1 protein-coding gene is annotated in these 1,458 nt (G+C 61.9%); it reads left to right on the plus strand.

Annotation, left to right across the window (positions count from 1 at the left end; genetic code table 11):
- Positions 1-1,456: NAD(+) synthase (nadE, locus tag V6C07_RS11115; RefSeq protein WP_333536546.1), on the plus strand; the 1,456-nt coding region annotated here is incomplete at its 5' end.
- Positions 1,457-1,458: the final 2 nt, after the last annotated feature.

A 1,458-nucleotide genomic window follows, 5' to 3' on the forward strand; every position in this document is an offset into this window, starting at 1 on the left:
TCAGCTTGCTCTGGCGCTCAAGGATGGCCCGGCCCTGCTGGTGGGCGCGCCCGTACCCAGCGTTTACGCTTCCGGCCTGCTTTCCAATGCCGCCGTTCTGGTGGACAAGGGAAGCTGGCAGGTGATCTCGCGCAAGGTCTATCAGGGCGGCGCGCAGGGGATGGGGGCAGAAACAGACGACAGCCGGTATTTTGACAGGGGCATCTCCTGCGGCATACTCACCATCGGCGGCTGGCGCATGGGGGTGGTGCTGTGCGAAGACGCGCGCAGCGAGGAAGAGGCTTTCTGGAAAATACGCTATGCCAGCGGACACAATCCGCTTATGGAACTGGTGCAGCGCGGGGTTGACGCCCTCATTCACATGACCGCCGCGCCTTTCAGTGAAGGGGCGCAGGCCGCGGGCGAGCACATGCTTTCGCATGTGGCGGCCCGGCATCATGTGCATCTTTTTTCCGTCAATCTTGTGGGCGGCAATGACAGCCGTGTGTACAGCGGCCAGAGTCTCGCCTTTGACCCCACAGGTCAGTTGCTGGCGCGGGGCAAGGCTTTTGACGAGGATGTTCTGGTGGTGGAAACCGCCGGGAGCGCACCGAACGGCGCTTCCGGGGCTGCGGGCGGCAAGGCCCCCGAACCGCTGTGCGCCTGCGCGGAAGAAAGTCTCTGGCACGCCCTTACCCTCGGCACGCGCGACTTTGTGCGCAAATGCGGCGCGGAAAAAGTGATTGTGGGCCTTTCGGGCGGTATGGATTCTTCACTGGTATGCTGCCTGGCCGTGGAGGCGCTTGGGGCGGAAAACGTCACCGGTGTGCTCATGCCGTCGCCTTACAGCAGTAAAGGTTCTGTCAGCGATGCCCACCAGCTGGCGCAAAATCTGGGTGTACGCACCGTGACCCTGCCCATAGAATCTGTCATGAAGGTCTTTGAACAGGCTCTTGCTCCGGGGCTGGAACTCTTTGAGTCCCGCCCGGGCGACACCACGTTTGAGAATCTTCAGGCGCGCATCCGCGGCGTGTTTCTCTCCTCCCTGGCAAACAGGGCAGGCGCGCTCGTGCTCAACACGGGCAATAAAAGTGAAGCCGCCATGGGCTACAGCACCCTGTACGGCGACACTGTGGGCGCGCTTGCGGTTATTGGCGACCTGACCAAAACGCAAACCTATGCCGTGGCCCGGTGGTATAATGACTACCGGCAGGCAGAGATCATTCCGCAGCAGGTTTTTGACAAGGCTCCGTCCGCCGAACTGCGCCCCGGGCAAAAAGACGAAGACAGTCTGCCGCCCTACGGGCAGCTTGACCCCATGCTTGAAGAACTGCTGCAGCCCGGCGCTTCTTCCGCAGCGGCCAACATTTCGCCCTTGCGGCTTGAGGTGCGCAACAAACTTTTTGCGGCGGAGTTCAAGCGCAGGCAGGAGCCGCTGGCGCTTTTTGTCAGTCACGTGACTTTTCGCCCGGGCTAGCA

It is taken from the genome of Desulfovibrio sp. 1214_IL3152 (assembly GCF_036763055.1).
Taxonomy (GTDB): Bacteria; Desulfobacterota; Desulfovibrionia; order Desulfovibrionales; family Desulfovibrionaceae; genus Desulfovibrio.